Genomic DNA, 25,109 nt, shown 5'->3' with positions numbered 1-25,109 from the left:
ACCTTATTTATTTTTTTCGGCTGTAAGCGTCACTTTTTTATTGATATCGGAATCGTCAAACTGGATACGACTTACCTGATCTGTGCTTTGTAGACCTTGTACCAAAGCAATATTTTCGTTGTAACGCTGCTCAACTACCCGAATTTTGACCTTTTGAATGGTTTGATTGCGTATCACCCATACGAAAGGATCTTGTTGCAGGTTTTGAATACTATCTAAAGGAATAGTTTGTCCTCGATTGTGATCACTTTGCAAAATAATGCCATTAATAAAAGCGCCGATACTGAGTGAATCAATTGCTTCTTTAGGGCTCGCAAAGAATTCAATTTGTCGACTATCTTGGTCTGCTACAGGTGAGACCCGAGTCAGTATGGCATGTAATTGTTTTGAATTACCCTGAATCTGATATTGAATAGAGCTGCCGACTTTTAGTGCAGATTGTTGCTCAATAGGCAACTTTGCCTGTATTTCTAATTGATCAGGATTAACGATTTCAAAGAGCGTTTGTCCAACCGATACAGTTTGTCCCGGTTCAACTTGTCGTTTAGTAATGACACCTGAAATCGGGCTAGTAATAATACCATCTCGATCAGCCTTTTTAGCAATATCAACATTGGCTTGCTGAGCTCTAACACTTTCAAGTTGACCCTTATAATCTACCTGACTCTGTTCAAACTCTACACGGGCAATAAAGCCTTGATTAAGTAGTCTTTGTTTTCGATTCATCAAATTACGTGCAAGCTCTGCTTGTGCCTGAGCTGAAGCAAGATTTGCTTCAGCTTGAGCTAAACGTGCAGCATTATCTTGATTGTTTAATCTGACTAAAACTTGGCCTTTTTGTACTTTTTGTCCCACATTTGCATTAACAGATGTTGCTGTCGCACTGACTTGAGCTTGAATAGAGCTTCGTTGTACCGCACGAATAGTTCCTGTAAAGGCAGTCTGAGCAGCAAGCGAACCTTCTTTTACAGTAATTAAATCTTGAGGAATAAGTTCAATTTTTTTTGGTTCAGATGCTGTGGTTTTTGGTGCTTCTTGCTTATGACATGCAGCTAAAATCAAACTCAAGCTAATTAAGCTTAATTTAAAAAAAGTAGAAGGGGTAAGATGCGTTGTGCGCATACAGCATCATCCTGTAATTCAAATTTTATTTTGCCCCTATTCTTGATAAAGCTGTGCGCTTATTCAAGCTTTTTTAAACGTTCGATAATATTTTCATAGTCTTTATTGGTGCGGTTATAGTTTTTTGAAAGTATTTCAAGTGTTTGTTTAACCTTATTAATATTCATCAGATTGTTTTCAATTAGGGTTTTATGCCTTTCAGGAACCTTTTCACCTTTACGAAAATATTCCATTTCCTGACGTTTAAATAAAATTTTGTCTTGTTGTAATTGGCTCAGTTGTTCCTGTTGATAATTCATTTGTTTTTTGATTGCCAATAAAGCTTGGTCTCTTTTAATCAACGCAGTTTTACTATTGCTATATGCTTTTTTTAACTTGTTATCTTCTTCCCTATATCGAGCAGATAATGCACGTTGTGAAGATTGATTTAGATCAGCTTCAGAATTATAGGGATGATTTCTTTTAATGACCTGCATATTTTGGTCAAGTGCCTCATATCCATAGCGAATATGAGCGGGGGTTACAGATGTACTAATATTAGCAATGCCATGCTGGTCGTAATAGCGATACCAAACAGCTTTAGGAGCACCATTTGCAGCTAAAGTTGGGGATGAGAAAAACAGGGCTCCGCAAGAAGCAATGCTTATAAAAACAGACAAGCAGGTCCTATAAAAGGCATATTTCATCCGCTTATTCATAAAATTCCCCAAAAAAGAAAGCTAAACCGCTTATTTTTAAATAATTAATCTTAAATATATTAGTTATTATTTAACTGAATAAAAATATCGACATTCTAAAAAAAATGATAATTTTTTCGAAAGTGTGATGAGGTTAAAAGTTATTGTTTATAAATGAGAAAGTAGACAAAAACCTTTCATTGAAAATAGAAGTATAGATATGTTAAAAATGCGTATAAATCTGTAAAAACAAATTTAAGTTAAATTGCATTTATATTTTATGTTATGGGGATGGAAGATTAAATGGAAGATGCGTTCCAAAATCTGAAAGTAATGGTTATTGATGACTCAAAAACTATTCGCCGTACAGCAGAAACATTATTGCAACGTGAAGGTTGTGAAGTGATTACTGCTGTCGATGGATTTGAAGCTTTATCTAAAATTGCTGAAGCGAATCCGGATATCGTTTTTGTAGATATCATGATGCCTCGTTTAGACGGTTATCAAACTTGTGCTCTGATTAAGAACTCTCAAAATTATCAGAACATTCCCGTTATCATGCTCTCTAGTAAAGATGGTCTATTTGATCAGGCAAAAGGGCGTGTGGTAGGTTCAGATGAATACTTGACGAAACCATTTAGCAAAGATGAATTGTTAAATGCGATTCGTAATCATGTAAGTTCATAATTAAGTAATTTAAGGGCAAAGAAGAAATGGCACGTATTCTTATTGTTGATGACTCACCAACAGAAACTTATCGTTTTAGAGAAATTCTAACTAAGCACGGTTACGATGTAATTGAAGCATCTAATGGTGCAGATGGTGTAACTTTGGCAAAAGCAGAACAGCCTGACTTAGTGTTAATGGATGTTGTAATGCCAGGTGTAAATGGCTTTCAGGCAACACGCCAGATTACCCGTGATGAAGACACTAAGCATATTCCAGTTGTTATTGTAAGTACTAAAGATCAGGCAACTGACCGAGTATGGGGTAAACGTCAGGGTGCTCTCGATTACTTGATTAAGCCTATTGAAGAAAAGCAACTGATCGATGTAATTAAACAATTTCTAAATTAACTCATCCATCCATAAAAACATAAATGGCGGGTCTACACCCGTCTTATAGGATCGAGTATGGCCGCGAACGGATTTATTGAGTTACTTCGTTTGTCTAAACGGGGTAACAAGAATTACGCTTCAGTCCAAAATGAAGCAGAGCGATGGTCAGGAATTGCTTTTGAAATGAGAGGGCAATACTTCGTCGCACCACTTGGGGAAGTGTCAGAGGTTATCTATCCACCAAAATATACACCTGTTCCAAATACCCAAAGTTGGGTGAAGGGACTGGCAAATATTCGGGGAAGATTACTTTCAGTTTCTGACTTGGCACATTTTATTTCAGGGCAACGAAGTTCATTTTCGGCTGCCCAAAAAGTGTTATGTATTAGCCATCACGACCAATATGTGGGATTGGTTGTTGATCAGGTCTTGGGGATTCAACACTTTAATAAGAAAAGCTTTTTTTCTCAAAGTTCAAACTTGGAGGAAAATTTAAAAGAATATTGCCAAGGGTATTTTCACCAACACAATCAGCATTGGCATGTTTTTTTATTTAGTCGATTATTGCAAAACCCACATTACATGAATGCATCGACAAAATTTATAAACTAATTTTTATGCTGTTAATACACAGTGTATTTTTCTGGGGAGAAGCTGTATGGGCTTTAAACTTAAAAAGAAAAGTGGCAATCGTAGTGTAAACGAAAAATCGAGTGTCAACTTTATTGCGAAAATTCAGTCACAAATTGAGCAATACGCCAGTTTATTTGGGGAAAGTAAAAAGTCCAAGCCTATCCTTTATGTAGCGTTGTTATGTTTAGTATTAGCTTCAACTTCGCTTGCTTACTTGTTTTATAGTGTACCTCGACATAACGAATTAACACGTAGTATGGGTGAGTTACGTTTACTATCACAAACGATTTCTAGACAGGCTACAGAAGCGACAGCTTCTGGTTCACCTCAAGCCATGAAAGACTTGGTTGAATCGCGTCAAACTTTTGCCAAAAATATAAAAAATGTCGAAAATATTTATGGTACATCTTCAAAAGAATATAAAAAAGTAGCGACTCTGTGGAAATCTTTGTCTTATGACATTGACTTGATCTCATCACAACAGGACGTAATTAACCAGTTATATAATATGAATATCTCGATTAGTGATTCTATTCCTGAGATTCAAGCTGAATATAACTTGATGGTTGATAAGATGGTCCGCGAAAAAGTATCAAGTAATCAAGTCGTAATTGCTAAAAACCAAGTATTTATTGCGGAACGTATTTTACGATCTATTAACTCGGTTTTCGTTGGTACAGAGAACTCTGAAAACTCAGCGCATGACTTTAGTGTTGATATTGAGACTTTTGGTGTGTACTTAGATGCACAGCTAAATGGAAATGCGGAGTTGGGGGTAGCTAAAGTTGAATCTCCTGAAGTGCGTGAATCTTTGGAAGGTATCAAAACTGAATATGATAAAGTTTTAAAATCTGCTGCAACTTCTGTCCTCAAGCATACAAACCAGATCGTAAACGTACGTCAATCATCAAGTGAGATCTTCTCTCAATCTGATGCAATGTTAACTGCTTTAGGTGATCTTTCAGAGCAAACCCAATATGGCTGGAAGGCTTTTGCGTTAGTTGCTGTACTGACATTATCACTTCTTGGCTTAATTACTTCTGTTTTAAAGCTTTTATCACTTCGTAGTAAAGCAGATAAACAACGTGTAGCTACATTACAAGAAGAATATGATCGTAACCAGAATGCGATTTTACGTTTACTTGATGAAATTGCCGATCTTGCAGATGGTGACTTACGTTCATATGCAACGGTATCTGAAGACTTTACTGGTGCGATTGCCGACTCGATTAACTTTGCGATTGACCAGTTACGTGACTTAGTATCACGAATCCATGAAACTTCTCAGGAAGTTGCACGTTATACGCAAGATACTCAAAATATTACTAACCAGTTAGCAGAGGCATCTGAGCACCAAGCACAAGAAATTGCCGGTGCATCAACTGCAATGAACGAAATGGCATTGTCGATTGACCAAGTATCTGCCAACGCCTCTGAATCTGCTCAAGTAGCACAACGTTCGGTATATATTGCATCTAATGGTGCACAAGTTGTAAACCGTTCTATTGAGGGTATGGATACCATTCGTGAACAGATTCAGGAAACCTCGAAACGTATTAAGCGTTTGGGTGAGTCTTCACAAGAAATTGGTAACATCGTATCGCTCATTAACGATATTGCAGACCAAACAAACATTCTAGCCTTAAATGCAGCAATTCAAGCATCTATGGCCGGTGAAGCAGGTCGTGGTTTTGCCGTGGTTGCTGACGAAGTCCAACGTCTTGCAGAACGTTCAGCTTCGGCAACTAAACAGATTGAAACGCTTGTCAAAACGATTCAAACGGATACCAACGAAGCCGTTATTTCAATGGAACAAACGACAACAGAGGTTGTACGTGGTGCTAACTTAGCGAAAGATGCGGGTATTGCACTTGATGAAATTCAAAAAGTATCGGGTGACTTGGCAAACTTAATTGCGAGCATTTCTGATGCAGCAAAACTTCAATCAGCTTCTGCGAGTCACATTGCTGCAACCATGACTGTTGTACAAGAAATTACTTCACAAACAACAACGGCAACCTTCGATACTGCTCGTTCTGTATCTGAATTGGCGAATATGTCGGAGTCATTACGTGAGTCAGTAACGGACTTTAAATTACCTGACTAAATTGGGGGATGAGAATAGCTATTCTCATAATAGCTATTCTTTTAAAAGTATGAGCAGCGCCAGACAAATATTGGGGAAATAGCTATTTTTCTGGTGTTGACTCTGTAGTTTTCCCCATTCAGGGGGTAAGCAAAAGAAGCCTTTGCTATGAAAGAAATATTAAAAACTTTAACTGAAGCAATGACGCTACCTGAAGATAGCTATTCTGAACAAGATGCTGAGTTTCTTGAAATCTTCGTTGAAGAAATTGAAGAAATTTTTGTTGATTTGCAACCATTATTAAATGAATGGATGCAGTCTGAGAATACTGCTACGCTCACTGAAATCCGCCGCCATTTCCACACTTTAAAAGGTTCTGGAAGAATGATCGGTGCTAAATCTTCAGCTGAGCTTGCTTGGACAGTTGAAGACACGCTTAATCGCGTAATCAATCAAACCCTTAAATTGTCTCCAGCAATCCAGAGCTATGTTCAATTAGTATTTAAGTTCTATTTTCTTAAATTAGTAGATAACTTTAAGCAAAAAAGAGCACATGCAGTAGATTTTCGACCGCTTATTTTATTAGGCCAACAACTACAACAACAGCAAAGTTTAGAACCTGCTTTAGAAGAGCTTTTACAACTTTCAAATACGCTTACTGCCGAAACAATGACTGGGCTTGAGCTAGACTATATTGAGCAAAACTCATTGGCTGAGCCAATTGTTGAAGACGTAGATACTGAAATTGCAATAAATCTAGATGAAACTTTGACCTTGTTTATGGAAGAGGCAGAGGAGCATTTAACTACAATTCATCAGTTTTTAAATCAAGAGCTGCATCAGTATGATAGTTATAATGCCTTAATACGCGCGCTACATACTTTGCGTGGCAGTTCTGCGATGGCGCAGGTCGAAACAATTTTTGAAGCAAGTACCAAAGTTGAGCACTTATTTAAAATACTATTGCAAGAAGAACTCTCTTCTAACTCAGATGAAATTTTATTATTACAAGAATATCGTGAGTTTATTAGAGATAGCTTAGAGCTTCTATCTAAACATAGTTCAAATGAACAGCTTGAAGCTCGATTGCAGCAGTTTAATCAATCATGGGATGCTTACGTTGAGCAACATGGTGACCGAACAGATCCATTAACACCTTCTCATGGTTTGGTATCACAACTGTTGTTGTTAGATGTTTCTGAATTATTAGATGCAGAGTTAGATTTTGAGAAAGGCATTCGTAATGAGTTTCCAGATTATCTTGAACGTCTAAGTGAACAAGCTGATCTACTGTTACAACATACACATTCTCAAGCAATGCTGGGTTTACATGAATATACCAGTCAATTGAAAGAAAGTTATGATGTATTACTTGATAAACCTCTATTATTGCAATCAGATTATATATTTGAAATTTATCAAAAAGCGCATCAACAGCTTATTCAATTGTTCGATGCCTTGGCTGCTGGTCAGCGAGTTGGTATTGTTAAGCAACATCAAAGCATTCTAGAAGAATTAAAACTTTATACCCTACATACTCCGAGCGTTCACAATGACCTGTCTCAGCAAGATCCTGCTTCTGTTGAGCCACTATTTAATATCGAACCAGAGCCAGAAGCTGCTGTTACGGTAGAGAATTTATCAGACTCTGCAGACTGGGCAGTATTAAGCCAGAGTGTACAGCAAGATCGCCAATATATTTCTTCTACACAGGTAAATCAAAACTTTGATCCTGACCTTTTAGATATCTTTCTTGAAGAGGCTGATGAACTACTGGAGGGAATTGATACCGATCTCAATATTTGGGTAGGTGAGCAAGAAAACTTTGCAGCCCTGAATAATCTAATGCGCTATTTGCATACCTTGAAAGGTGGAGCAAATATGGTTCAGGCGACTTATCTAGGTTCGATTACCCATGAATTAGAAAGCATATATGAGCGTTTAATTCAAAAGCAGTTAGTTGCAACTTCACCTTTAATTGATTTTATCCGTTTAGTACAAGATGACTTGGCTGACCGTCTGCAAATCATGCGTGAACAACAATTAGATTATGCAGCTCCTTACACAATTAATGCGTTAAAACGAGCAGGTCAAAACTCTAACTTCCAACCTGTACCAGTGGTTGAAGTATTTGATAGTGAAAGTGAGATCTTCTCTGAACAAGAGCTGATATCTGAAGTATTAATCGATGAAGTACCGGCAGAAATTGAGCCTGTTCTTACAGAATTAGAAGTTTATGATGATCAGCTGGTATTTGAGAACGTTGTTTCTGAGTTAGCTACGCCAGTTGAAGCAATAACATCCGTTACATCACAAGAGAATGAAGCGGTAGTTGAAGAACAGGATATTACGGCTGTTGTTGAGCAGACATTCTTAGAAGAAGCTGCTGAATTGTTAGAAATGGCTGATGGGCTATTGAAACAATGGTTTGAGCAGCGTACAAACCGTAGTATCTTGCTTCAATTACAAAGAGCTGTGCACAGTTTGAAAGGTGGTGCACGAATGGTCGGTTTAGAAGCCGTCTACGCGATTGCCTATCAACTCGAAAATACATTCGAACAATTTGCACTGCATCACTTCAACTCGAATATTTATGACCATTTGCTCGAAAGTGCAATTGCATGGCTAAAAGATGCTATTTTCAAGCATAACTATCAGCATTTCGATGGATTACAACAAAGTTTAGAAAATATTCAATTCTTTGAAACGAATATCCAAATTCCGGCTAAGTTAACGAAAACTGATTTGTTTAGCTCAGAACCTGTGATGACTTTCATACAAGGTGATGGTACAGAACCACCACCAATGATGGGCGCATGGGAGCAAACAGAACGTCTGGATCAGAACAATGAAATGATCCGTGTTTCAGCAGACTTGATCGAGAAGATGATTGACTTGTCTGGTGAGAACTCAATTAACCGTTCACGAATTGAAATGGACTTGAGTCAGTTCGGTCATACATTGGTTGAAATGGAATTGGCTATTCAACGACTGGCCGATCAGTTACGACGAATGGAAGGCGAGTTAGAAACACAAATTATTGCTAAACACGGTATTGAGCATTCTCGCTATACCGACTTTGACCCTTTAGAGATGGACCAATATTCATCTTTAAACCAGTTATCGAAATCTCTTGCTGAATCTGCATCGGACTTGGTCGACTTTAAAAATACGTTATCTCACAAGATCAGAGATACAGAAAGTTTGCTTTTACAACAGTCGCGTATTCAGGCAGAATTTCAAGAAGGCTTAATGCGAACACGTCTAGTTCCATTTTCACGTTTGTTACCGCGTTTGCAGCGAATTGTGCGTCAAACATCTACAGCCTTGAATAGACCTGCTGAGCTTTTCGTAAATAATACCGAAGGTGAGTTAGACCGTAACATTTTAGAACGCTTAGTGACACCACTCGAGCATATGCTCAGAAATGCAATTGACCATGGTCTAGAAGACCGGGCACAGCGCCAAAAGGTGAATAAACCGGAAGCAGGGCGTATTGAACTGAACATTCAGCGTCAAGGAACAGACGTTGTTGTTGTCTTTAGCGATGATGGACAAGGTATTGATGTTGAAAAAGTGCGCCAAAAAGCACTGCTTGCTGGTCTGATCAAGCCAGAACAAGATTTAGAAGAGCAAGATATTCTACAGCTAATTTTCCATCCAGGTTTAAGTACCGCAGAACAGATTACTCAGATTTCTGGACGTGGTGTTGGTCTTGATGTCGTACAGAGCGATATTAAAGCTTTAGGTGGACATGTTAGCGTTGACTCTGTTTATGGTAAGGGAACAACATTTACGATACGTGTACCGACTACTGTAGCTGTAAGTGATGCCTTGATGGTGAAAGTGGCAGATCAGCAATTTGCAATTCCACTTGCTCAAATCGATCGAATTGTTCGAGTTTCGCCAGCTTCTTTAGAGCAGTATTTTGAAAGCCCTAAAGAACTATTTGAATATGAAAATAAGCGATATCCATTACGTTATCTTTCTGAATTTGTTGGTAATCAACCAATGCCACGACTAAATGGCATGATGTATTCATTACCTGTCTTAATGATTAAAGCCAACAATGGTCAAACTGTGGCGTTACTTGTCGATCAGTTAATTGGTTCTCGAGCTCAAATTGTAGTGAAACCAATTGGTCAACAGTTCTCTAGCATTGGGGCAATTGCAGGCGCCACGATTTTAGGTGATGGACAGGTTTGTTTAATTTTAGACGGGCAAAATATTGCGCGACAAATTCAGTCTACACCGTGTCATAAACAGCTCAATGAAGCAGTATATAGACAACGTGAATCAGACGAGCGTCGCCTCGTTATGATTGTCGATGACTCCGTAACTGTACGTAAGGTAACGTCTCGATTACTTGAACGCCAAGGCTACGATGTTGTTACGGCTAAAGATGGTGTTGATGCCATAGAACAGCTAGAAAATATTAAGCCGGATTTGATGCTGCTTGATATTGAAATGCCACGTATGGATGGTTTCGAAGTACTTAATCTTGTACGACATCATGATATGCATCAATACATGCCAATTATTATGATTACATCCAGAACAGGCGAAAAACATCGTGAACGGGCATTCTCGTTAGGTGTAAGTCAATATATGGGTAAACCGTTCCAAGAAGAAGAGTTACTAGAAAATATTGATGCTTTACTTGTAGCATTTGAAAATGAGGTCAAATCATGAAAGGTAGTGTAAATACATCTTTGATCGGTAATATGGACCAACAAGAGCTACAGCATCTTATTACGGTTTCAACTGGTTTTATTGATGCCTATATCATTGAATGTAATGATGAGGTACCTATGTTGTTGCCGCAAAATATTGTGTTATCCGCCATGGACGTAAAAAATGGCGTAAAACATATTGAGTGGCATGATGTAAAGCTACCTATATACTCAGTCCATAATGCAACTGATCAATATGCTGTAGCACTGGTAATTGAAGGGGAAGATATCAGCCAACGTTTTGCTTTAATGTGTAAAACTATGCCGATCTCTGTTCGTTTACGTATTTCTGAAATTGTTGATGAAATAGATGAATACCAAGAAGCTGAACAACACCCTACAGTATTTAAATATGTGCGTATGCAAGATCAACGCTACCACATACCTAACCTAGAATATATTGAAAAAACTCTAGGTTTATAAAGAAAAAAGGAACTCAAATGAGTTCCTTTTTTATAAAAATTAAATAAATTTTAAAATATAAAATCATATATTCCAGTATAGAGATAAGCATTCAAAAGAATGCTATATAAAGATTCTCAAAAATAAATTATCTAATTTAATAACCACGAATTATATTTCAGAATTTTCAAATGCATATTCATAATTAAAAATAATAAAAAAGCACCCTAAAGAGGATGCTTTTTATATAGATCAATGATCTTTAAGCTTTTAAGCAAGTAAGTTTTCTAAAATTTGCTCATAAATATCAGTTAAAGGATCAAGATCATGTACATCTACATGTTCATTAATTTGATGGATAGTTGCATTTAGAACACCTAGTTCTAAAACTTGTGCACCTGTTGGTGCAATAAAACGTCCGTCAGATGTACCACCACTAGTAGATAGCTCAGTCTCAGTACCAGTCACATTTAGAATAGCAGTCTGAGCAGCATTAACTAATTCACCTACTGGTGTCAAAAATGGCAAACCAGATAAGTTCCAGTCAATCTCATATTGCAAACCATGTTTATCTAAAATTTCATGAACACGCTGTTTAAGCTGCTCAGCTGTAACTTCTGTTGAATAACGGAAGTTAAAAGTAACTTCTAAAGTACCTGGAATGACGTTGGTTGCACCAGTACCTGAATGAATATTTGAAATTTGGAATGAAGTTGCAGGAAAGTATTCATTTCCATTGTCCCAAACAGTTTGGCATAACTCTGCTAAGGCAGCTGAAGCTTCATGAATGGGATTGCGAGCTAAGTGAGGATAAGCCACATGACCTTGCTTACCGTGAACATGTAGTACGCCATTTAAAGAACCACGGCGGCCATTTTTAACAATATCACCTAATTTACTTGTACTTGATGGTTCACCGACCAAACACCATGTAATTTTTTCATTACGCTCTTCAAGTGTTTCAATAACTTTAACTGTACCGTTAACAGCAGGGCCTTCTTCATCTGAAGTAATTAAAAAAGCAATTGACCCTTTATGGTTTGGATGCTTTACTACGAAACGTTCAGATGCAACCACCATCGCAGCCAACGCAGTTTTCATATCAGCTGAACCACGACCATAAAGTTTGCCATCACGAATTTCTGGTGCAAATGGGTCTGAATTCCATGCATCTAGACGACCTGTTGGAACAACATCGGTATGTCCAGCAAAACAAAACACAGGACCTTCAGTGCCGCGTCGAGCCCATAAATTGTCAACGTCCCCAAAACGCATTGGTTCAATATGAAAGCCAGCTTTGGCGAGACGATCAGCCATAATAGTTTGGCAAGTATGGTCAACAGGAGTAACAGAAGGCTGTTGTAAAAGTTCTAAGCTAAGCGAGAGAGTGTCTGAGTGGTTCATACCGGAAATTGCATGCTGAGTAGGGGAAATATAGTCCGATATAATAGGCGAATCTCTGAAGGTTGGGTATTTAAAAATAAAAAAACCTTATCGAAGTGATAAGGTTTTTCGAAGCTGTGCATAACTTACATTTTATTCTCAGTTTTTTGTGCGGTATTACTTACAGCATCACCAGCTTTAGAGACATCTTTACCAAAACCCTTGAACGTATTACAGCCAGTTAATACAAATGCAATCATTACAGACGCGACTAAAACTTTTTTCATCATTTTCTCCGTTTAAATTTAATAATGAAGTAAATTTAGATTAAAAAACAAACGTAAAAAGAAACATGACTATTTAATAGTAAAAACGTTATAAATTGTTTCTAGAAGTCCATACCTACTTGTAAAGTGGCATTTTTTCGTTGTTAACGGGTGCTAGGCTTAGTAGAGGAGGACGTCTAAACATATAAAACTGTGTATCTTCGTTGTTCTTACAATATAAGCCATCTGTCCACCAATAAGCAGCGTTTGAACTTGCTTGTCTATTAGGACAAAGCCATTCATGTCTTTCTAGACGATAAAATTTAGAGTCAGGAATAGTTGTGCCCCAGTATCCGAGTCGACGTGTTGAATTTACCCAATTGGGTATGGGTTGTTTTTGGCCTAAATTCAAAGGTAGGTAGAGCTGGCCTTTTAAAACAGCAAAACGCTGTTGTACCTTAAAATTTAAAGCTTCTGAAAATTGGAACTGCTTATCGGTAAAGTGATACAGCTTTTTGCTCAAAGTATCTTCTCTATTTAAGCCAATCCATTGTTCTAAATTTAACTGACCTTCACCCAAGTAATATTTTAGAGCAACTTCCCAGTGTTCAACTTGTTGTGTTTCTTTATTTAAAATTAAGAAATCGAGTTCACCTAAAGTTCTTGCACCCTCAATTTTTTGAATACTATGGCCTAATAACTGGTAAGAATGGTATTGATCTTCCTGTAACCAAAACCAAAGTAAATTCTCAAAACGTAAACCTAAACGTGTACTTTTAAGGCGAGACATAAATTGGAGTAAAGGCTCAGGCATCTCATCAAGCTGGTGTAAACGTGGTAAATAATTTTGAAAATGTTGTTTCCAAGTCTGATCAGAATGTAATTGAAAACTATGCCGAATAGAGAGGCTTTGGGGAAGTTGGCAAAGTAAATTAGGACTAGCAATGGTAAATGCTAATTGTCTTACCATTGGGTGGTTGAACTGTAACCATGGTTCAAAATAGGATGTCTTAACTGAGGCAATATTCATACGTTTAGTACTCGAAATAATTCATCCCAATTTCATGGTCGATCAACAAAACAATACCAGAAAAACACTTTATACTACGATCAACAATAGCTTAAGGTTTATATATGCGAACATTGTTTTGGCGAACTCTGGTCGTGATTTTTATCACGCTTGGTATTATTGGAGCAATTTTACCAGGCATGCCGACAACAGTGTTTCTTATTCTGGCTGCTTGGGCTGCCTCAAAGGGATGGCCTCAAATGGATGAATGGTTGTTAAATCATCCAAAATATGGACCAACTCTACGTGACTGGCGAGCAAATGGCACAGTACCGCGTAAAGCGAAGTGGATTGCCAGTATTATGATGACCGCAAGCGGTATTTTAATGCTGTTTACTTCTGCACCATTTTGGGTGAAAGTTTTCACTGATACTACCATGCTCGTTGTTGCAATTTGGTTATGGCTACGTCCTGAGCCAAAATTAAAAGATTGATAATCTTTTAATTTTGGCGCAAGACAAGCAGTGAAACTGCGCGTAGATAAAAGAAGATTGATAATCTTTTATTTTTGGCGCAAGACAAGCGGTGAAGCCGCGCGTGGATAAAAGAAGATTGATAATCTTTTACTTGCGACGTATGACGAGTTTTCCATTAATTTTTATTAAAGCTCAAAATAGTTGAGTTGATATAAGAGAAGAAATTCGATGTTCCAATTTAAACTTGAAGATGCAGATATTCTTATCGATTTAGCAAATCAAACTTTAAGCCTCCCTAAACATAATAAGTTTTATGTGGTTTCTACGGGTAAGAATGGAATTGGGGAACAGGAAAATACGGGGAAAACCCCACGCGGATGGCATCGGGTTGCCAAAAAATTTGGTATGCAATCTCCCCAAAACGCAGTTTTTATTGCACGACAGCCCACAGGTGAAGTCTATAGCAGTGAATTAGCCGCACAATTCCCTGAGCGAGATTGGATATTGTCACGCATTCTTTGGCTAGATGGTCTAGAAGAGGGCTTTAATAAAGGCGAAGGCCACGACACTATGCAACGTTATATTTATATTCATGGTACACCTGATAAAGAACCGATGGGGGTTCCAATGTCACATGGGTGCATTCGAATGCGTAATGAAGAAATTATTGAATTGTTTGATTTAGTCTCTGAAGATGCGCTTGTCTATTTGTCTGAACAATCTTTAACCTAAAATGGGATTTTAAAGATTATTGTTTAATTAGCCGAATGATCAAAATATTAAAATAAGTGCTTAAATAAAATACAAAAAATTGTTTTTTACTTAATTATGACTTATTTTTAATCATTCATTCGCATTTTTTTGAAAAGTTGTCGAAAAGCGTTTGACACCTGTTAAAGATTCTCTATAATGCACCTCACAAACGATGAAGACGTTAAGGGCGCTTAGCTCAGTTGGTAGAGCGTCTGCCTTACAAGCAGAATGTCGGCGGTTCGATCCCGTCAGCGCCCACCAAGCCTTTACGTTAAGCTCTCAAGTGCAGCGGTAGTTCAGTTGGTTAGAATACCGGCCTGTCACGCCGGGGGTCGCGGGTTCGAGCCCCGTCCGCTGCGCCACTTAAGACTTAACATCGTTTACCCCACAATTGCGATATTGTGAAAGTGCAGCGGTAGTTCAGTTGGTTAGAATACCGGCCTGTCACGCCGGGGGTCGCGGGTTCGAGCCCCGTCCGCTGCGCCACTTTTATAAAACGCTTTTGCAGGGCGCTTAGCTCAGTTGGTAGAGCGTCTGCCTTACAAGCAGAATGTCGGCGGTTCGATCCCGTCAGCGCCCACCATAATTTGTGACCATACTTTATTTTTAAAGTATTGCAAGTGCAGCGGTAGTTCAGTTGGTTAGAATACCGGCCTGTCACGCCGGGGGTCGCGGGTTCGAGCCCCGTCCGCTGCGCCATTCTCTTGATTCCCTGATCTAGAGGATGTAATGTATAAAGACTTCGGTTGTTGTCTTTTTCAATCAGGGCGCTTAGCTCAGTTGGTAGAGCGTCTGCCTTACAAGCAGAATGTCGGCGGTTCGATCCCGTCAGCGCCCACCATAATTTTTCAAGTTTAAAAAATTATATACACTAATTTATTTAGTGTTTTTTGTATTTCTGCTATTTATATTTCCTATCTATTTTATCTTTGCTATCGTTGGTCAAAACTTCTCTTTCTCTTTCTCTTTCTCTTTCTCTTTCTCTTTCTTAATCTTTTAAGTTCAGATTTATTACTTTAAATTGTGATTACTCTCTCGTTTAATGAAAGCTGCCATACCGTAAAGTAATAGCAGCTTTCTGAACCAAGATTAATACTCGTTTAGAATCCAGCCACTCGCGTACGCAAAGTATTCACGCAGCCAAGCGTTATAGCGACTGACTAAAGGAGTTTCGGCAGCAACTGTATAAATATGGGTATAGCCTTGTTTCTTTGCAATAGCTGCAGCTCTTGGGGTGTGAAAGTCACTTGTAACAATTGCAATAGGTTGATCAATACTGATATGAGCTTGCTCAAGTAATGGTTTACTGTTTTTAAGGTTAAGTTCTGTACTTGTACTTTTGTCTTCAAGAATCATTCTTTCTTTGGCTATGTGAAAGTGCTGTTCCAAGTAGCGTGACATGACTAATGCTTCAGGTTCTTTTTCGGAGAAGTCTAAACCGCCTGTTAAAATAACCTTTGCTTGCGGTTGTGAAAGGGCAACTGGCGCTGCTGTGTCAAGACGCTTTGCAAGAATAGCTGAAGGCCGTCCATTTTCGACACCACTTCCTAAAACAATAATTGCTTTAACTGCGGGAAGATTTTGACTTGAGTTTTTATTTTCTTTAATAAAACTAAAAAAATAGCCTAAGCCAATCAACCAGATCCAGAAACATAACCATCCGAAACGCCAAACTGAATGCAGGCGATAGTGATAAAAGAAAAAACGTTCCAGATGATAATAAAATAAGGCATAGAGGCAGAAAAATGCCCCTAATATTAAAGGAACAATTGTGCCTACATGAATTTTATTTAGGAAAGCTAGAAATAAGCCGTCTAAAAATAAAATTGAACCAATGATGGCCAAGAAAATCCGAATCCACTTACTGACTTGCATTGTGTTTAGAGTTGCAATTTAAATTGCAGACAGTGTATGCAAAATCATTCCAAATTCAATGCTGATCGCAATAAAAAGCCGAGTAAAGCTTTTCGGCTATTACTCGGCTTTATTATTTATTGATGTTTAATAAACATCACGGCGATAACGACCTTGTTGTCTTAGCTCATCAACTTGTTCTTCACCTAAAATATCAATCAGTGCTTGATCTACTCCGCTAGCCATTCCTTCAATGCTTCCGCAAACATAAAGAACTGCGCCGCGTTCAATCCAGTTGGTCAATTCAACTGCATTTTGTCGAATGATATCTTGAACATACACACGTTGCTCTTGATCCCGTGAGAATGCCAAATCAAGTCGTTTTAACATTCCCATTGTTTGCCAAGCTTCAATGGTTGATGCATAGAAGAAATCATGAGCGCGTTGGCGTTCACCGAAAATTAGCCAGTTTTCAGTATAGTTATGACGAGTTCGCGTATGAAGTAAACTCATTAAACCCGCGATTCCAGTTCCATTACCAATACAGATAATTGGACGATTATCATCGATCAAGTGAAAAGACTCATTGGTGCGAATACGTAATGCAATACTCTGGTTAATTTCTGTGTATTGAGTCAGCCAGCCAGATCCTAACCCTAAATGACCAGATTCATCGGTTTGCTGGCGAACAACCAAACGAAGTACTTGCTGAGAAGGGATACTAGCAATTGAATATTCTCGTGTTGGTAGAGTAGGGAGTTGTTCTAATAAGTGCTCCAGATTAGCAAACGGTTCAATCTCACCCGTTAAATTTTTATTCCAAAGTGCTTTTTCAATGGAGATTTGTAGCGAGTCTACCACTGCATTTCTAAGAATATGATGGTGTTGTAAAAACTCATTAATACGTTCAGGGCTATTACCCGGTTGTATTTCAGCAATGTCTCCAGCTTGCCATATAGCTTCATGATTTGCTGTAAGTTCAATATTGTAAGCTGGTTGCCCTAGACTATTTGGGTTGAGCAAGTCACGTTGTTGTAATGTCCAATTATCAAACACTTTTTCAAGATTAACGGCATGCAGCTCTAGTTTAGTTGCTTTTACAAGAGCTTGATTCCAGTTTTGAATATGTGTTGGATTTGCATTATCTACCTCGATAGTATCGAAGTAAGCTTTTGCACCATTGTTTTTAAGCCATCCATCTACAGTGTGACCAAAACTACAATATGTATCTGGGTATTCTTTCGAACCTAAGGCTAATACGGCATATCTGAGATGCTGAAGCTCTAATTTTGTTTTTAATAGCTTTTTTGCAAAATTAGAAGCTAAGTCTGGTGCCTCTCCAGTACCATAAGTACTAATCACAAAAAGAATTTGTTCATGTTCTTGTAAATCCGCTTCAGTTAACTGCTGTATAGATTTAACCTGAACAGGCTGATGTGCTTCTTGCAAGCTGGTTGCGGTACTCCACGCAAGTTGCTCTGCAACTCCTGTTTGGGTGGCATAAGTAATTAACCAAGGTTTCGCATTTTCATCAATGTAGTGACCAGCTAAAGACTGGCGAGCTGCCTGTGTCAATTTTTTCTGTTTACGGCGTTTTAGATAAAGCATCCAACCGGTAACAAAGAATAATGGCATGGCTAAAGATGCAAGCATTGCTACAAATTGATAGACTGGTCCAAAAAAGCTGCCACGATGTACAGGTAACATGCTGCTCATGATTTTTTGATTAAGCTTTTTATCTTCATAAAGCTCCATCTTTTCAATATTGGCAGTTTTATAGTTATAGACAGCTTGGTTACGTGCACGCTCGTGTTGTGGCGTTGCATCTACAAAACTTAATTCAACTTTTCCATCGTCTTTTTTCGGTAAGTTTACTGTTAAAGTTGAATAGTCACGTCCAACTTGATTATTAAAACCGCTCCAGGTTTGGTTGAGGGCAGTAATCAGCTGAGTGCTATCTAATTTAGTTTCAGAAGATTTGTCTTTATTGCGTCCAGCTCCGCCATGTCCTTGCATTTTAGGTTGTTCTACACCTAATACTTTGAACATACCGCTACGCCACCAGTCATATGACCAATATAGACCTGTACATGCAAAAAGAAGATAAAAAACAATAACCCAAGTACCTACGACAGCGTGTAAATCCCAAATAAAATTTCGACCTTTAAGTTTGGGTTTAACGGCAAGCCATTGACGTGCAGAGTGCTTCTTTGGCCAACGTAAATATAATCCGCTCAAAACAAAATAGATGAGCATTAAGGCACAAGCGCCGGTAATTTGTTTACCGAATTCACCAGCAGTTAAGTTTCGGTGAATTTGTTGTATTAATAAAAGTAACTCGCGACCTTTAACATCAGGCAATACCTGTGCTGTGTAAGGGTTGACCATCATATTGTAGCCACGTCGTTCGCCTTCTTTTTCAATATTGACAACAGAGGAGGCAGTAGGGTCTTTGGCAATCGTAATGCTATTAATTTTAATTTCTGGCTGGGTTGTTGCGAAATGTTGGTAAAGTTGAGCAGGGGTAAGCTTAGGAGTGCTTTCTGCTTGAACAACATAACTATCTGTATTTACCCATTTTAAAATTTGTTGATCATAAGAATAAATTGCGCCTGTAACACCCATAATAGATAAGATGAGGCCAGCACTAATACCCAGAAACCAATGAATTTGAAATAAAAACTTTTTAAACATGGTCGAAAATGTAAATATGATGGAGATCTTGTAACGAAGTATAGCCGAAGATTGCGTAGATAATATGGATTTTGGAGATAATATTAATTTTCATTATCATTTATTTTTAGCTTAATAAAAAACCTCCTATAACGGAGGCTTTTTAATGGGGTGAAATTATAAAGTTTTCGGTTCACCTACAGTTTCTTTCAAATGCTTACGAATTGTATTGAAAGAAAAGTTTTTAGAGTCCATGCGTTTAGGCAAGATATACGCACCTTGCTGTTCTTGGCCCTTAGGATCTTTTACTTTAAAGTTAACTAAAATAAAGTCAGGGGTGTTGTACCATTCATAGATGTTTTTCCATCCAATGGTTCCAACGCCTTCTTGTAATCCCATTTGCTGGCGCATTACGATACCGTGAGGTTGTACACCTAAGCGAATACCTTTGATTTCCTGTACAGGAAACTCATTCATCTTACGCTTAACGTACCATTCCAAACCATATGTGCGGCCAAGGTAATAAAGTACTACACCAACAATGGCTACCCAGCAAATCACTGTAGAATAGTTCTTAATAAAAATAAGACCTAAAATCGCAAGGGCTAAAATTACCCCCATAATTGCCCAGATTTTTGTGCTGATTTTATTGGTGCTGCGCCAGATAAGAAGTTGTGCATTACGTTGTTCAGCTTCTGTAACCTCGTAAGGAACTGGCTGAAGCGTATAAGCATATAAAGTTTTCGCGGTCATAGTGCAAATAACAAATTGTAAACTGTTTTAAGTTTAGCATTAATTGGCATAACTCAGGAAAGGATATTATGCCAATTTCATACTAAATTCCGACTCAAATTTATAATGATGCAAGTTCGCTGGCATCATTATCTAGATCATGACTTAGGCGTTGTTTCAACATACTAAATCGATTCAAAACACTTAGCATCAGTGATAACTGCTGTAAAATAATGAGTGATTTCTGGTCATCTTCATCATTTTGGCTTAAACGCTGACGTATCGTCTTAAGCATATTTTGTGCTGTCAAATCAGGCATTTCATCTCTTAACAGCGCTCCTTGTATATCGTCTAATGCTTGATCTAAAACGTTAAGAACCGCTTGATCCTGAATCTTTTCTCTATGCGCTCCAAGTGCTGCGATATAACTTAAAAATGTATGATTAAGGCATAAAAATTCAAATATATCTGACTTGCGAGTAGGATCAAAGTCAGGCTCTGTCGCTAATGTTGAAATAAGCGAGGCGACTTCAGCATCGGTATTATGAGCAGCGCGGCGAACAATACGATAATTGAGCGCATGGTTATGACCTTCATGGTATTGCTTTACCACTTCCGCTAAATAATTACATTGTGCTTTTAAAGAGCGTCGAATGCTGCGCGGTAGACGACGGAATTTCCAGTCAGGCCAAATAAAGGTGACACCAAACCACGCTAAAGCACATCCAATTAGGGTATCTACAAATCTAGGAATAGCCGCAGCGACTGCCGAGCCATCTAAGTTAAAGTTAATTAATGCCAAAATTGTGATGAAAGCGGTTGCTTGAGCATATTGCTTACTGCGTAACTCGAAAAATAGTACGCCGCTTAAGACCAGCATGACTAATTGTCCTTCTACGGAAGGTACGAGGAATACCACGCTTAGTCCGACAATAATTCCGACTAATGTCCCAACTATACGTAAACGTAAGCGACGTTTGGTCGCGTTAAAGTTAGGTTGGCTAACGAATAATGCTGTCAACATAATCCAGTAGCCATATTCGATTCGGGTGGTTTGAATAAATACATATCCAATAAAAAGAACAATCGAAACTCGAATGGCATGACGAAACAGTACAGATTCAGGGGTTAGATTTTGTTTTATTCGTACAACAATATCATTCCAACCTTTTAAATCATCATCTTTGAGTTGGTTTTCAGCCTGCTTTACTTTGTCTGACTGAATATGCTGTTCCGTTTCTAAGTTGAGTAATTGTGAGTCAATAGACTTTAAGTTTCGGTATAAGGCAAAAAGAGCATTTACCCATAACAAGTCATACTGTTGATCTTTTCTTAATTTTTCTAAAGATAAGCGTAAGTTCTCAAAACTCTGTTTAAAACGTTTGTTATGGATATATGGTTTGCGTTGTAAAATACATTCATTCAACTCTTGGCAGGCTTTACCCTGAACCGCCAAAATACGCTGAAATCTGAATAAAATATCACTGTGCTGAAAAATCTTTGCTAACTTTTGATAGTCGATATGAGCAGAGTCTGCACGTTCATGAATATCTTGTGCGACAAAATAATAATGTAGGCTACGGCGAGTGTCTTTTTGTCCTCGGTCACCTTTTAAGCGGGTTAAAAGGGCGGTTTTAAGATCATTAAAAATAGTAATCAATTTGCCATTTTCTAATGAAAGATCAATCATGCTTTGCTGATAACTGGCAGGAGTCATATCAACATCAAATAAATTGGATTTGGCAAATAGGAAGTCACCTAACGAACCATAAGAGGCTGCTAGTTTGTCTTGAAGTTGGCGAACAGGAAATAATAAAAAGCTAATGGTTGCAATAAGTCCGTACCATGCTGCTCCCGCAACTAAAAGCGCTGGCTGAATATACCATTGGTCAAATAAATGAACCCCCAACATGGTATAAACCGAAACAACCAGACATCCATAAGAGATTGTCGCGTAACGGCGGCCTAGTGACCCGAGTAGAATCCAACCAATACAAGAGGCAATCAACCCTAGTGCAAAAAGCATTGGATAAGGGAAAAGTAATTGCACGGAAGCGGCAGTAATGAAGAAACCAATATAGGTGTAAATCAAATTCATGATTCGCACTGAAAAGCGATCATCAATATCACTTAAACCAGCTGCGACCACACCTAAAGTGAGGGGAATTGTTGCTAATTGATGGCCTAGAAAATAAGGCACGAACGCAGTTCCTGAAAAGGCAATCAGCATCCGCACGTTATACATAAATGATGTGTTATAAGTCGCTCTTTTTAGGCGTTTAAACCAAGATTTCAAATGAAGTCCTTGCTGATCAACCTGAGTGATAAAGGATTTGCGTATTTCTACACCAATGTTGCACAAATCATACGATAGACAGTGTAAGCTTGTCTGTATGCAAATGATTGAAAAATGAAATATCGTTATGTCTGAACAAACAGCCCAGCGTCAATATTCTATTGGCTGGATTATGTTGCTCGCTTTACTCACGGCTTTAGGGCCATTATCCATTGATATGTACTTACCTGCGTTGCCTCAAATGGCCCATGATTTTGGGGTGAGTACGCAAATGGTAGCAAATACATTGCCAGCTTATTTTTTTGGTTTAGCCATTGGACAACTGGTATATGGTCCTTTAAGCGACCGTATCGGTCGAAAAAAGCCTCTTTATTTTGGGCTTGCGCTTTATGCAGTCGCAAGCTTGTTTTGCGTGCTCGCTACAAATGAATGGAGTCTAATAGCTGCCCGTATTTTACAAGCTTTAGGTGGTTGTGTAGGTGTGGTTATGGCTCGTGCTGCTATACGCGATCGGTTAGATGTACAAGGTTCGGCACAAGCTTTTTCTAGCATGATGATTGTAATGGGTTTAGCGCCTATTTTGGCACCTATGATTGGGGCCTGGATTTTAATCTGGTTTCCGTGGCAAGCGATTTTTATTGCGCTTTCAATTGTGGGCGCAATCTGTTGGCTATGTGTACATTTCTTTTTTAAAGAAACTTTGGCAACTGATAAGAGGCTCAAATTATCTCTATATCAAGTGGCTACCTTATATGGTGCTATTTTCAAAGATGCGAGCTTCCGTTTGCCTATGTTTGCAGGATGTTTAACAGGTGCAGCGCTATTTTGTTATATCAGCTCAGCTCCCGCCGTTTTTATGGATCAGTATGGGCTAAATCAACAAGAGTTTGCTTATGTATTTGGACTGAATGCTTTTGGCATTATGTTAATGTCATCTTTAAATAAGCACTTAACTACACGTGTTGAAATTACTAAGCGTTTAAAAGCCGGTTCAATGGTACAGGTGACAGGTGCAAGTATTGTATTGATTGCTGGTTTAATTTCTGCAGCACCTTTATGGCTAGTAATGTTAGGACTGTTTTTAGCGATTTCAGGAATTGGTTTAACTGGACCAAATGCCATGGCTCTAGCCATGTCAAAGCAAGGTGCTCGTGCAGGAACCGCTAGTGCAATTATGGGCAGTATGCAATTTGCTTGCGGTTTATTGGGTGGCGTACTTCTTAACTTCCTTATTTGGTCTGCATCACTCAATATGGGAGTGATGATGGTGTTATTTACATTAAGTGGTTTTATTGTTGTTTTAAAAGCGACGCGACAAGCAAAAAGCCAAGCACTCTCTTGATTTTAAGAGAGTGGTTTGCTTGAGTCTTTAATCAAGAAAAACTGCAAAATTCTCAACAGGCTCTCTAGGCGTAATAAAGGTATTCACAATGTGTGCAGGGTCGGCATGACCTAGCGCAATTGCACATACCAACTCTTCGTCATCTGCTGCGCCTAAAATATCTAACACTAACGGATGGAAATGGTTCCAAGCGGCTTGAGGGCAGGTGTCTAATCCCCGAGCCTTGGCCGCGACCATGACATTTTGAATCATCATGGCGATATCCATTTTGGAACCAATTCCCATTGCTTTATTGACTGTAAAGAAAATTCCGACTGGTGCATCAAACAGTTTGAAGTTACGTAACTGCTGTGCAGCCATTTTTTCTTTTTCGCCCTTTTTAATCTCTAAGAGACCATAAAGTCCCCAGCCATTTTCTCGGCGACGGTCAATAAAAGGTGAAATCCATTTTTCAGGATAATAGGCAAAAGTTTCTTTATATTGTTCTGCAAGTTCTGGATTTTTAGAAATCTCAATCTGTGCTGTACAAACACGCTCTACCATTTCATCACGTTTTTGTCCTGTCACGACATAGACTTTCCACGGTTGAGTATTGGTTCCTGAAGGTGCTCGGCTCGCGACTTTTAAGATATCCTTAATGATTTCGGGCTCAATGGGTGTGTTTAAAAAAGCACGGACAGAGTGTCGAGAGGTAATGGCCTCGTCAACAAGGCGGATTTGTTCCAGATTCATGAGGACTCCTGATCTTATTCTCAATGTTTAATGTTTATAAAAGTCTAATTTTGTGCGCCAAAATTGATGCATTTATAAACAAAAAATATTAGAAAAGTGATTTCCTTATATGTATGATGACTCGATTCGTTTAGACAAATGTCTAATCAATGAGAGTTTGAAAGTGTCATTTTAGATTTAAATAGACAAAATATTGTGACTTGTTTGGTCATTAAATTAAAATGAAAATAAAGTTTGAGTAAAAATATTCAATTAGAAAAAAGGTATAATATGTTTAAAAACAGTACAAAACAGATGGTTTTGTATGAAAAATAACCTTAAAGAGCATAATCTTTTAATGAAAAACATACACAAAATTTTAAATTTCTGCATAATACCGACTTTTTTACGCAGGTATGATTTCTCCATACTCACGTTAGGAAAAAGTAGTGGCTGCATAACAAAATACTTTTACAAAAAGGATTTTGTGCAGGAATGGAGAAATACACGAGGTATAAGGAGCTTTACATGAGTTTACCGCTCATCAACAAGCAGTTCATGAAACAAGGATTGGCGATTACCATTGCGACCATGAAAATGAACTTAACTCACGCAACGACTAAGCCACAAAAAATACAACAGCTTGGTACACATCTCAACGCACTCTTCTTGAATAACAAAGAAAGGGGCGCAGATAGTCGCGTCATAGCGATGGCTTGTTACAGTCTTTGAAATTTAAATCCAGTTTAGACATTCGCCCAAAAGTATATGTAAATATGCTTATTGGCTTAAATCCAGTTTTTATAACTCGATTAATTGATGGGAATCATTAAGCGAGCTGATTTAGCGGTGGTCATTTGTTAGTTTCCAAGTTTGTAGCCGAGTCGATGCATACTGTTCACC

At 38.3% G+C, this 25,109-nt stretch carries 20 protein-coding genes and 6 tRNA genes; 16 read left to right on the top strand and 10 right to left on the bottom strand.

Annotated features, from left to right (window positions below):
• Positions 1 to 3: 3 nt before the first annotated feature.
• Positions 4 to 1,122 (bottom strand): efflux RND transporter periplasmic adaptor subunit, encoded by a 1,119-nt coding sequence (locus HMPREF0014_RS17960; RefSeq protein ID WP_006580356.1) that lies wholly within the window; start codon positions 1,120 to 1,122, stop codon positions 4 to 6.
• Positions 1,123 to 1,181: 59 nt separating this feature from the next.
• Positions 1,182 to 1,820 (bottom strand): hypothetical protein, encoded by a 639-nt coding sequence (locus HMPREF0014_RS17955; protein WP_002051486.1) that lies wholly within the window; start codon positions 1,818 to 1,820, stop codon positions 1,182 to 1,184.
• 282 nt (positions 1,821 to 2,102) lie between these two features.
• Between HMPREF0014_RS17955 and pilG the strand changes: the two genes are divergently transcribed.
• From pilG to HMPREF0014_RS17925, 6 genes are all read left to right on the top strand, one after another.
• A complete protein-coding gene (pilG, locus tag HMPREF0014_RS17950; protein WP_000389061.1) occupies positions 2,103 to 2,486 on the top strand; it encodes a twitching motility response regulator PilG in 384 nt (127 codons plus the stop codon).
• 26 nt (positions 2,487 to 2,512) lie between these two features.
• Complete coding sequence (locus tag HMPREF0014_RS17945) at positions 2,513 to 2,875, top strand: response regulator (protein ID WP_002051151.1); 363 nt, start codon at positions 2,513 to 2,515, stop codon at positions 2,873 to 2,875.
• A gap of 57 nt (positions 2,876 to 2,932) precedes the next feature.
• Positions 2,933 to 3,469, top strand: a complete 537-nt coding sequence (locus HMPREF0014_RS17940; RefSeq protein ID WP_002051357.1) for a chemotaxis protein CheW — start codon at positions 2,933 to 2,935, stop codon at positions 3,467 to 3,469.
• Between the two features lie 46 nt (positions 3,470 to 3,515).
• Positions 3,516 to 5,597: a methyl-accepting chemotaxis protein gene (locus tag HMPREF0014_RS17935; protein ID WP_004885376.1), complete on the top strand. Its 2,082-nt coding sequence runs from the start codon at positions 3,516 to 3,518 to the stop codon at positions 5,595 to 5,597.
• A 147-nt stretch (positions 5,598 to 5,744) separates the two neighbouring features.
• Positions 5,745 to 10,268, top strand: coding sequence for a hybrid sensor histidine kinase/response regulator (locus tag HMPREF0014_RS17930; protein WP_006580357.1), 4,524 nt, complete (start codon positions 5,745 to 5,747; stop codon positions 10,266 to 10,268).
• Entirely contained in the window at positions 10,265 to 10,732 is a 468-nt protein-coding gene (locus HMPREF0014_RS17925) for a hypothetical protein (RefSeq protein ID WP_002051358.1), read from the top strand. The genes HMPREF0014_RS17930 and HMPREF0014_RS17925 overlap by 4 nt, the downstream gene beginning before the upstream one ends.
• Positions 10,733 to 10,981: 249 nt before the next feature.
• Here HMPREF0014_RS17925 and dapE read toward each other — a convergent pair whose 3' ends face one another.
• The 3 genes from dapE to HMPREF0014_RS17910 all read right to left on the bottom strand — a co-directional run bounded on the left by dapE (position 10,982) and on the right by HMPREF0014_RS17910 (position 13,390).
• A complete protein-coding gene (gene dapE, locus HMPREF0014_RS17920) occupies positions 10,982 to 12,115 on the bottom strand; it encodes a succinyl-diaminopimelate desuccinylase (protein ID WP_006580358.1) in 1,134 nt (377 codons plus the stop codon).
• 125 nt (positions 12,116 to 12,240) lie between these two features.
• Positions 12,241 to 12,384, bottom strand: coding sequence for an entericidin A/B family lipoprotein (locus HMPREF0014_RS17915; protein ID WP_002051109.1), 144 nt, complete (start codon positions 12,382 to 12,384; stop codon positions 12,241 to 12,243).
• Between the two features lie 112 nt (positions 12,385 to 12,496).
• Positions 12,497 to 13,390 (bottom strand): DUF1853 family protein, encoded by an 894-nt coding sequence (locus tag HMPREF0014_RS17910; RefSeq protein ID WP_006580359.1) that lies wholly within the window; start codon positions 13,388 to 13,390, stop codon positions 12,497 to 12,499.
• A gap of 104 nt (positions 13,391 to 13,494) precedes the next feature.
• On the opposite strand from HMPREF0014_RS17910, the gene HMPREF0014_RS17905 reads away from it, so the two are divergent.
• The 8 genes from HMPREF0014_RS17905 (at position 13,495) to HMPREF0014_RS17870 (ending at position 15,439) form a co-directional block, all read left to right on the top strand.
• Entirely contained in the window at positions 13,495 to 13,863 is a 369-nt protein-coding gene (locus HMPREF0014_RS17905) for a YbaN family protein (RefSeq protein WP_006580360.1), read from the top strand.
• 210 nt (positions 13,864 to 14,073) lie between these two features.
• Positions 14,074 to 14,577 carry a cell wall-recycling L,D-carboxypeptidase ElsL gene (gene elsL / locus HMPREF0014_RS17900; protein ID WP_006580361.1) on the top strand — a complete coding sequence of 168 codons (504 nt, stop codon included), beginning with the start codon at positions 14,074 to 14,076 and terminating at the stop codon, positions 14,575 to 14,577.
• Positions 14,578 to 14,783: 206 nt separating this feature from the next.
• Positions 14,784 to 14,859, top strand: a tRNA-Val gene (locus HMPREF0014_RS17895).
• Between the two features lie 24 nt (positions 14,860 to 14,883).
• Positions 14,884 to 14,960, top strand: a tRNA-Asp gene (locus HMPREF0014_RS17890).
• A gap of 47 nt (positions 14,961 to 15,007) precedes the next feature.
• Positions 15,008 to 15,084, top strand: a tRNA-Asp gene (locus tag HMPREF0014_RS17885).
• A gap of 21 nt (positions 15,085 to 15,105) precedes the next feature.
• A tRNA-Val gene (locus HMPREF0014_RS17880) sits at positions 15,106 to 15,181 on the top strand.
• 39 nt (positions 15,182 to 15,220) lie between these two features.
• Positions 15,221 to 15,297 (top strand) — tRNA-Asp (locus tag HMPREF0014_RS17875).
• Between the two features lie 66 nt (positions 15,298 to 15,363).
• Positions 15,364 to 15,439: transfer RNA gene (locus HMPREF0014_RS17870), tRNA-Val, on the top strand.
• 248 nt (positions 15,440 to 15,687) lie between these two features.
• Here HMPREF0014_RS17870 and HMPREF0014_RS17865 read toward each other — a convergent pair.
• The 4 genes from HMPREF0014_RS17865 to yccS form a co-directional block, all read right to left on the bottom strand.
• Positions 15,688 to 16,473, bottom strand: coding sequence for a YdcF family protein (locus HMPREF0014_RS17865; protein WP_006580362.1), 786 nt, complete (start codon positions 16,471 to 16,473; stop codon positions 15,688 to 15,690).
• 126 nt (positions 16,474 to 16,599) lie between these two features.
• Positions 16,600 to 19,146: a PepSY domain-containing protein gene (locus tag HMPREF0014_RS17860; protein WP_006580363.1), complete on the bottom strand. Its 2,547-nt coding sequence runs from the start codon at positions 19,144 to 19,146 to the stop codon at positions 16,600 to 16,602.
• A 156-nt stretch (positions 19,147 to 19,302) separates the two neighbouring features.
• Positions 19,303 to 19,878 carry an SdpI family protein gene (locus HMPREF0014_RS17855; RefSeq protein WP_002051565.1) on the bottom strand — a complete coding sequence of 192 codons (576 nt, stop codon included), beginning with the start codon at positions 19,876 to 19,878 and terminating at the stop codon, positions 19,303 to 19,305.
• 100 nt (positions 19,879 to 19,978) lie between these two features.
• Positions 19,979 to 22,153 carry a YccS family putative transporter gene (gene yccS, locus HMPREF0014_RS17850; protein ID WP_006580364.1) on the bottom strand — a complete coding sequence of 725 codons (2,175 nt, stop codon included), beginning with the start codon at positions 22,151 to 22,153 and terminating at the stop codon, positions 19,979 to 19,981.
• Between the two features lie 127 nt (positions 22,154 to 22,280).
• On the opposite strand from yccS, the gene HMPREF0014_RS17845 reads away from it, so the two are divergent.
• Positions 22,281 to 23,495 carry a multidrug effflux MFS transporter gene (locus HMPREF0014_RS17845; protein WP_004885395.1) on the top strand — a complete coding sequence of 405 codons (1,215 nt, stop codon included), beginning with the start codon at positions 22,281 to 22,283 and terminating at the stop codon, positions 23,493 to 23,495.
• Positions 23,496 to 23,522: 27 nt separating this feature from the next.
• Here HMPREF0014_RS17845 and HMPREF0014_RS17840 read toward each other — a convergent pair whose 3' ends face one another.
• Positions 23,523 to 24,227 carry a nitroreductase gene (locus tag HMPREF0014_RS17840; protein WP_001047584.1) on the bottom strand — a complete coding sequence of 235 codons (705 nt, stop codon included), beginning with the start codon at positions 24,225 to 24,227 and terminating at the stop codon, positions 23,523 to 23,525.
• A gap of 507 nt (positions 24,228 to 24,734) precedes the next feature.
• On the opposite strand from HMPREF0014_RS17840, the gene HMPREF0014_RS17835 reads away from it, so the two are divergent.
• On the top strand, positions 24,735 to 24,938 hold the full coding sequence (locus tag HMPREF0014_RS17835) for a hypothetical protein (protein WP_002051146.1): 204 nt from the start codon (positions 24,735 to 24,737) through the stop codon (positions 24,936 to 24,938).
• Positions 24,939 to 25,109: the final 171 nt, after the last annotated feature.

The sequence above is a fragment of the Acinetobacter sp. RUH 2624 genome, from assembly GCF_000162375.2.
In the GTDB taxonomy this organism is placed as follows: domain Bacteria; phylum Pseudomonadota; class Gammaproteobacteria; order Pseudomonadales; family Moraxellaceae; genus Acinetobacter; species Acinetobacter nosocomialis.
This window is presented reverse-complemented; position numbering and strand designations above follow the sequence as displayed.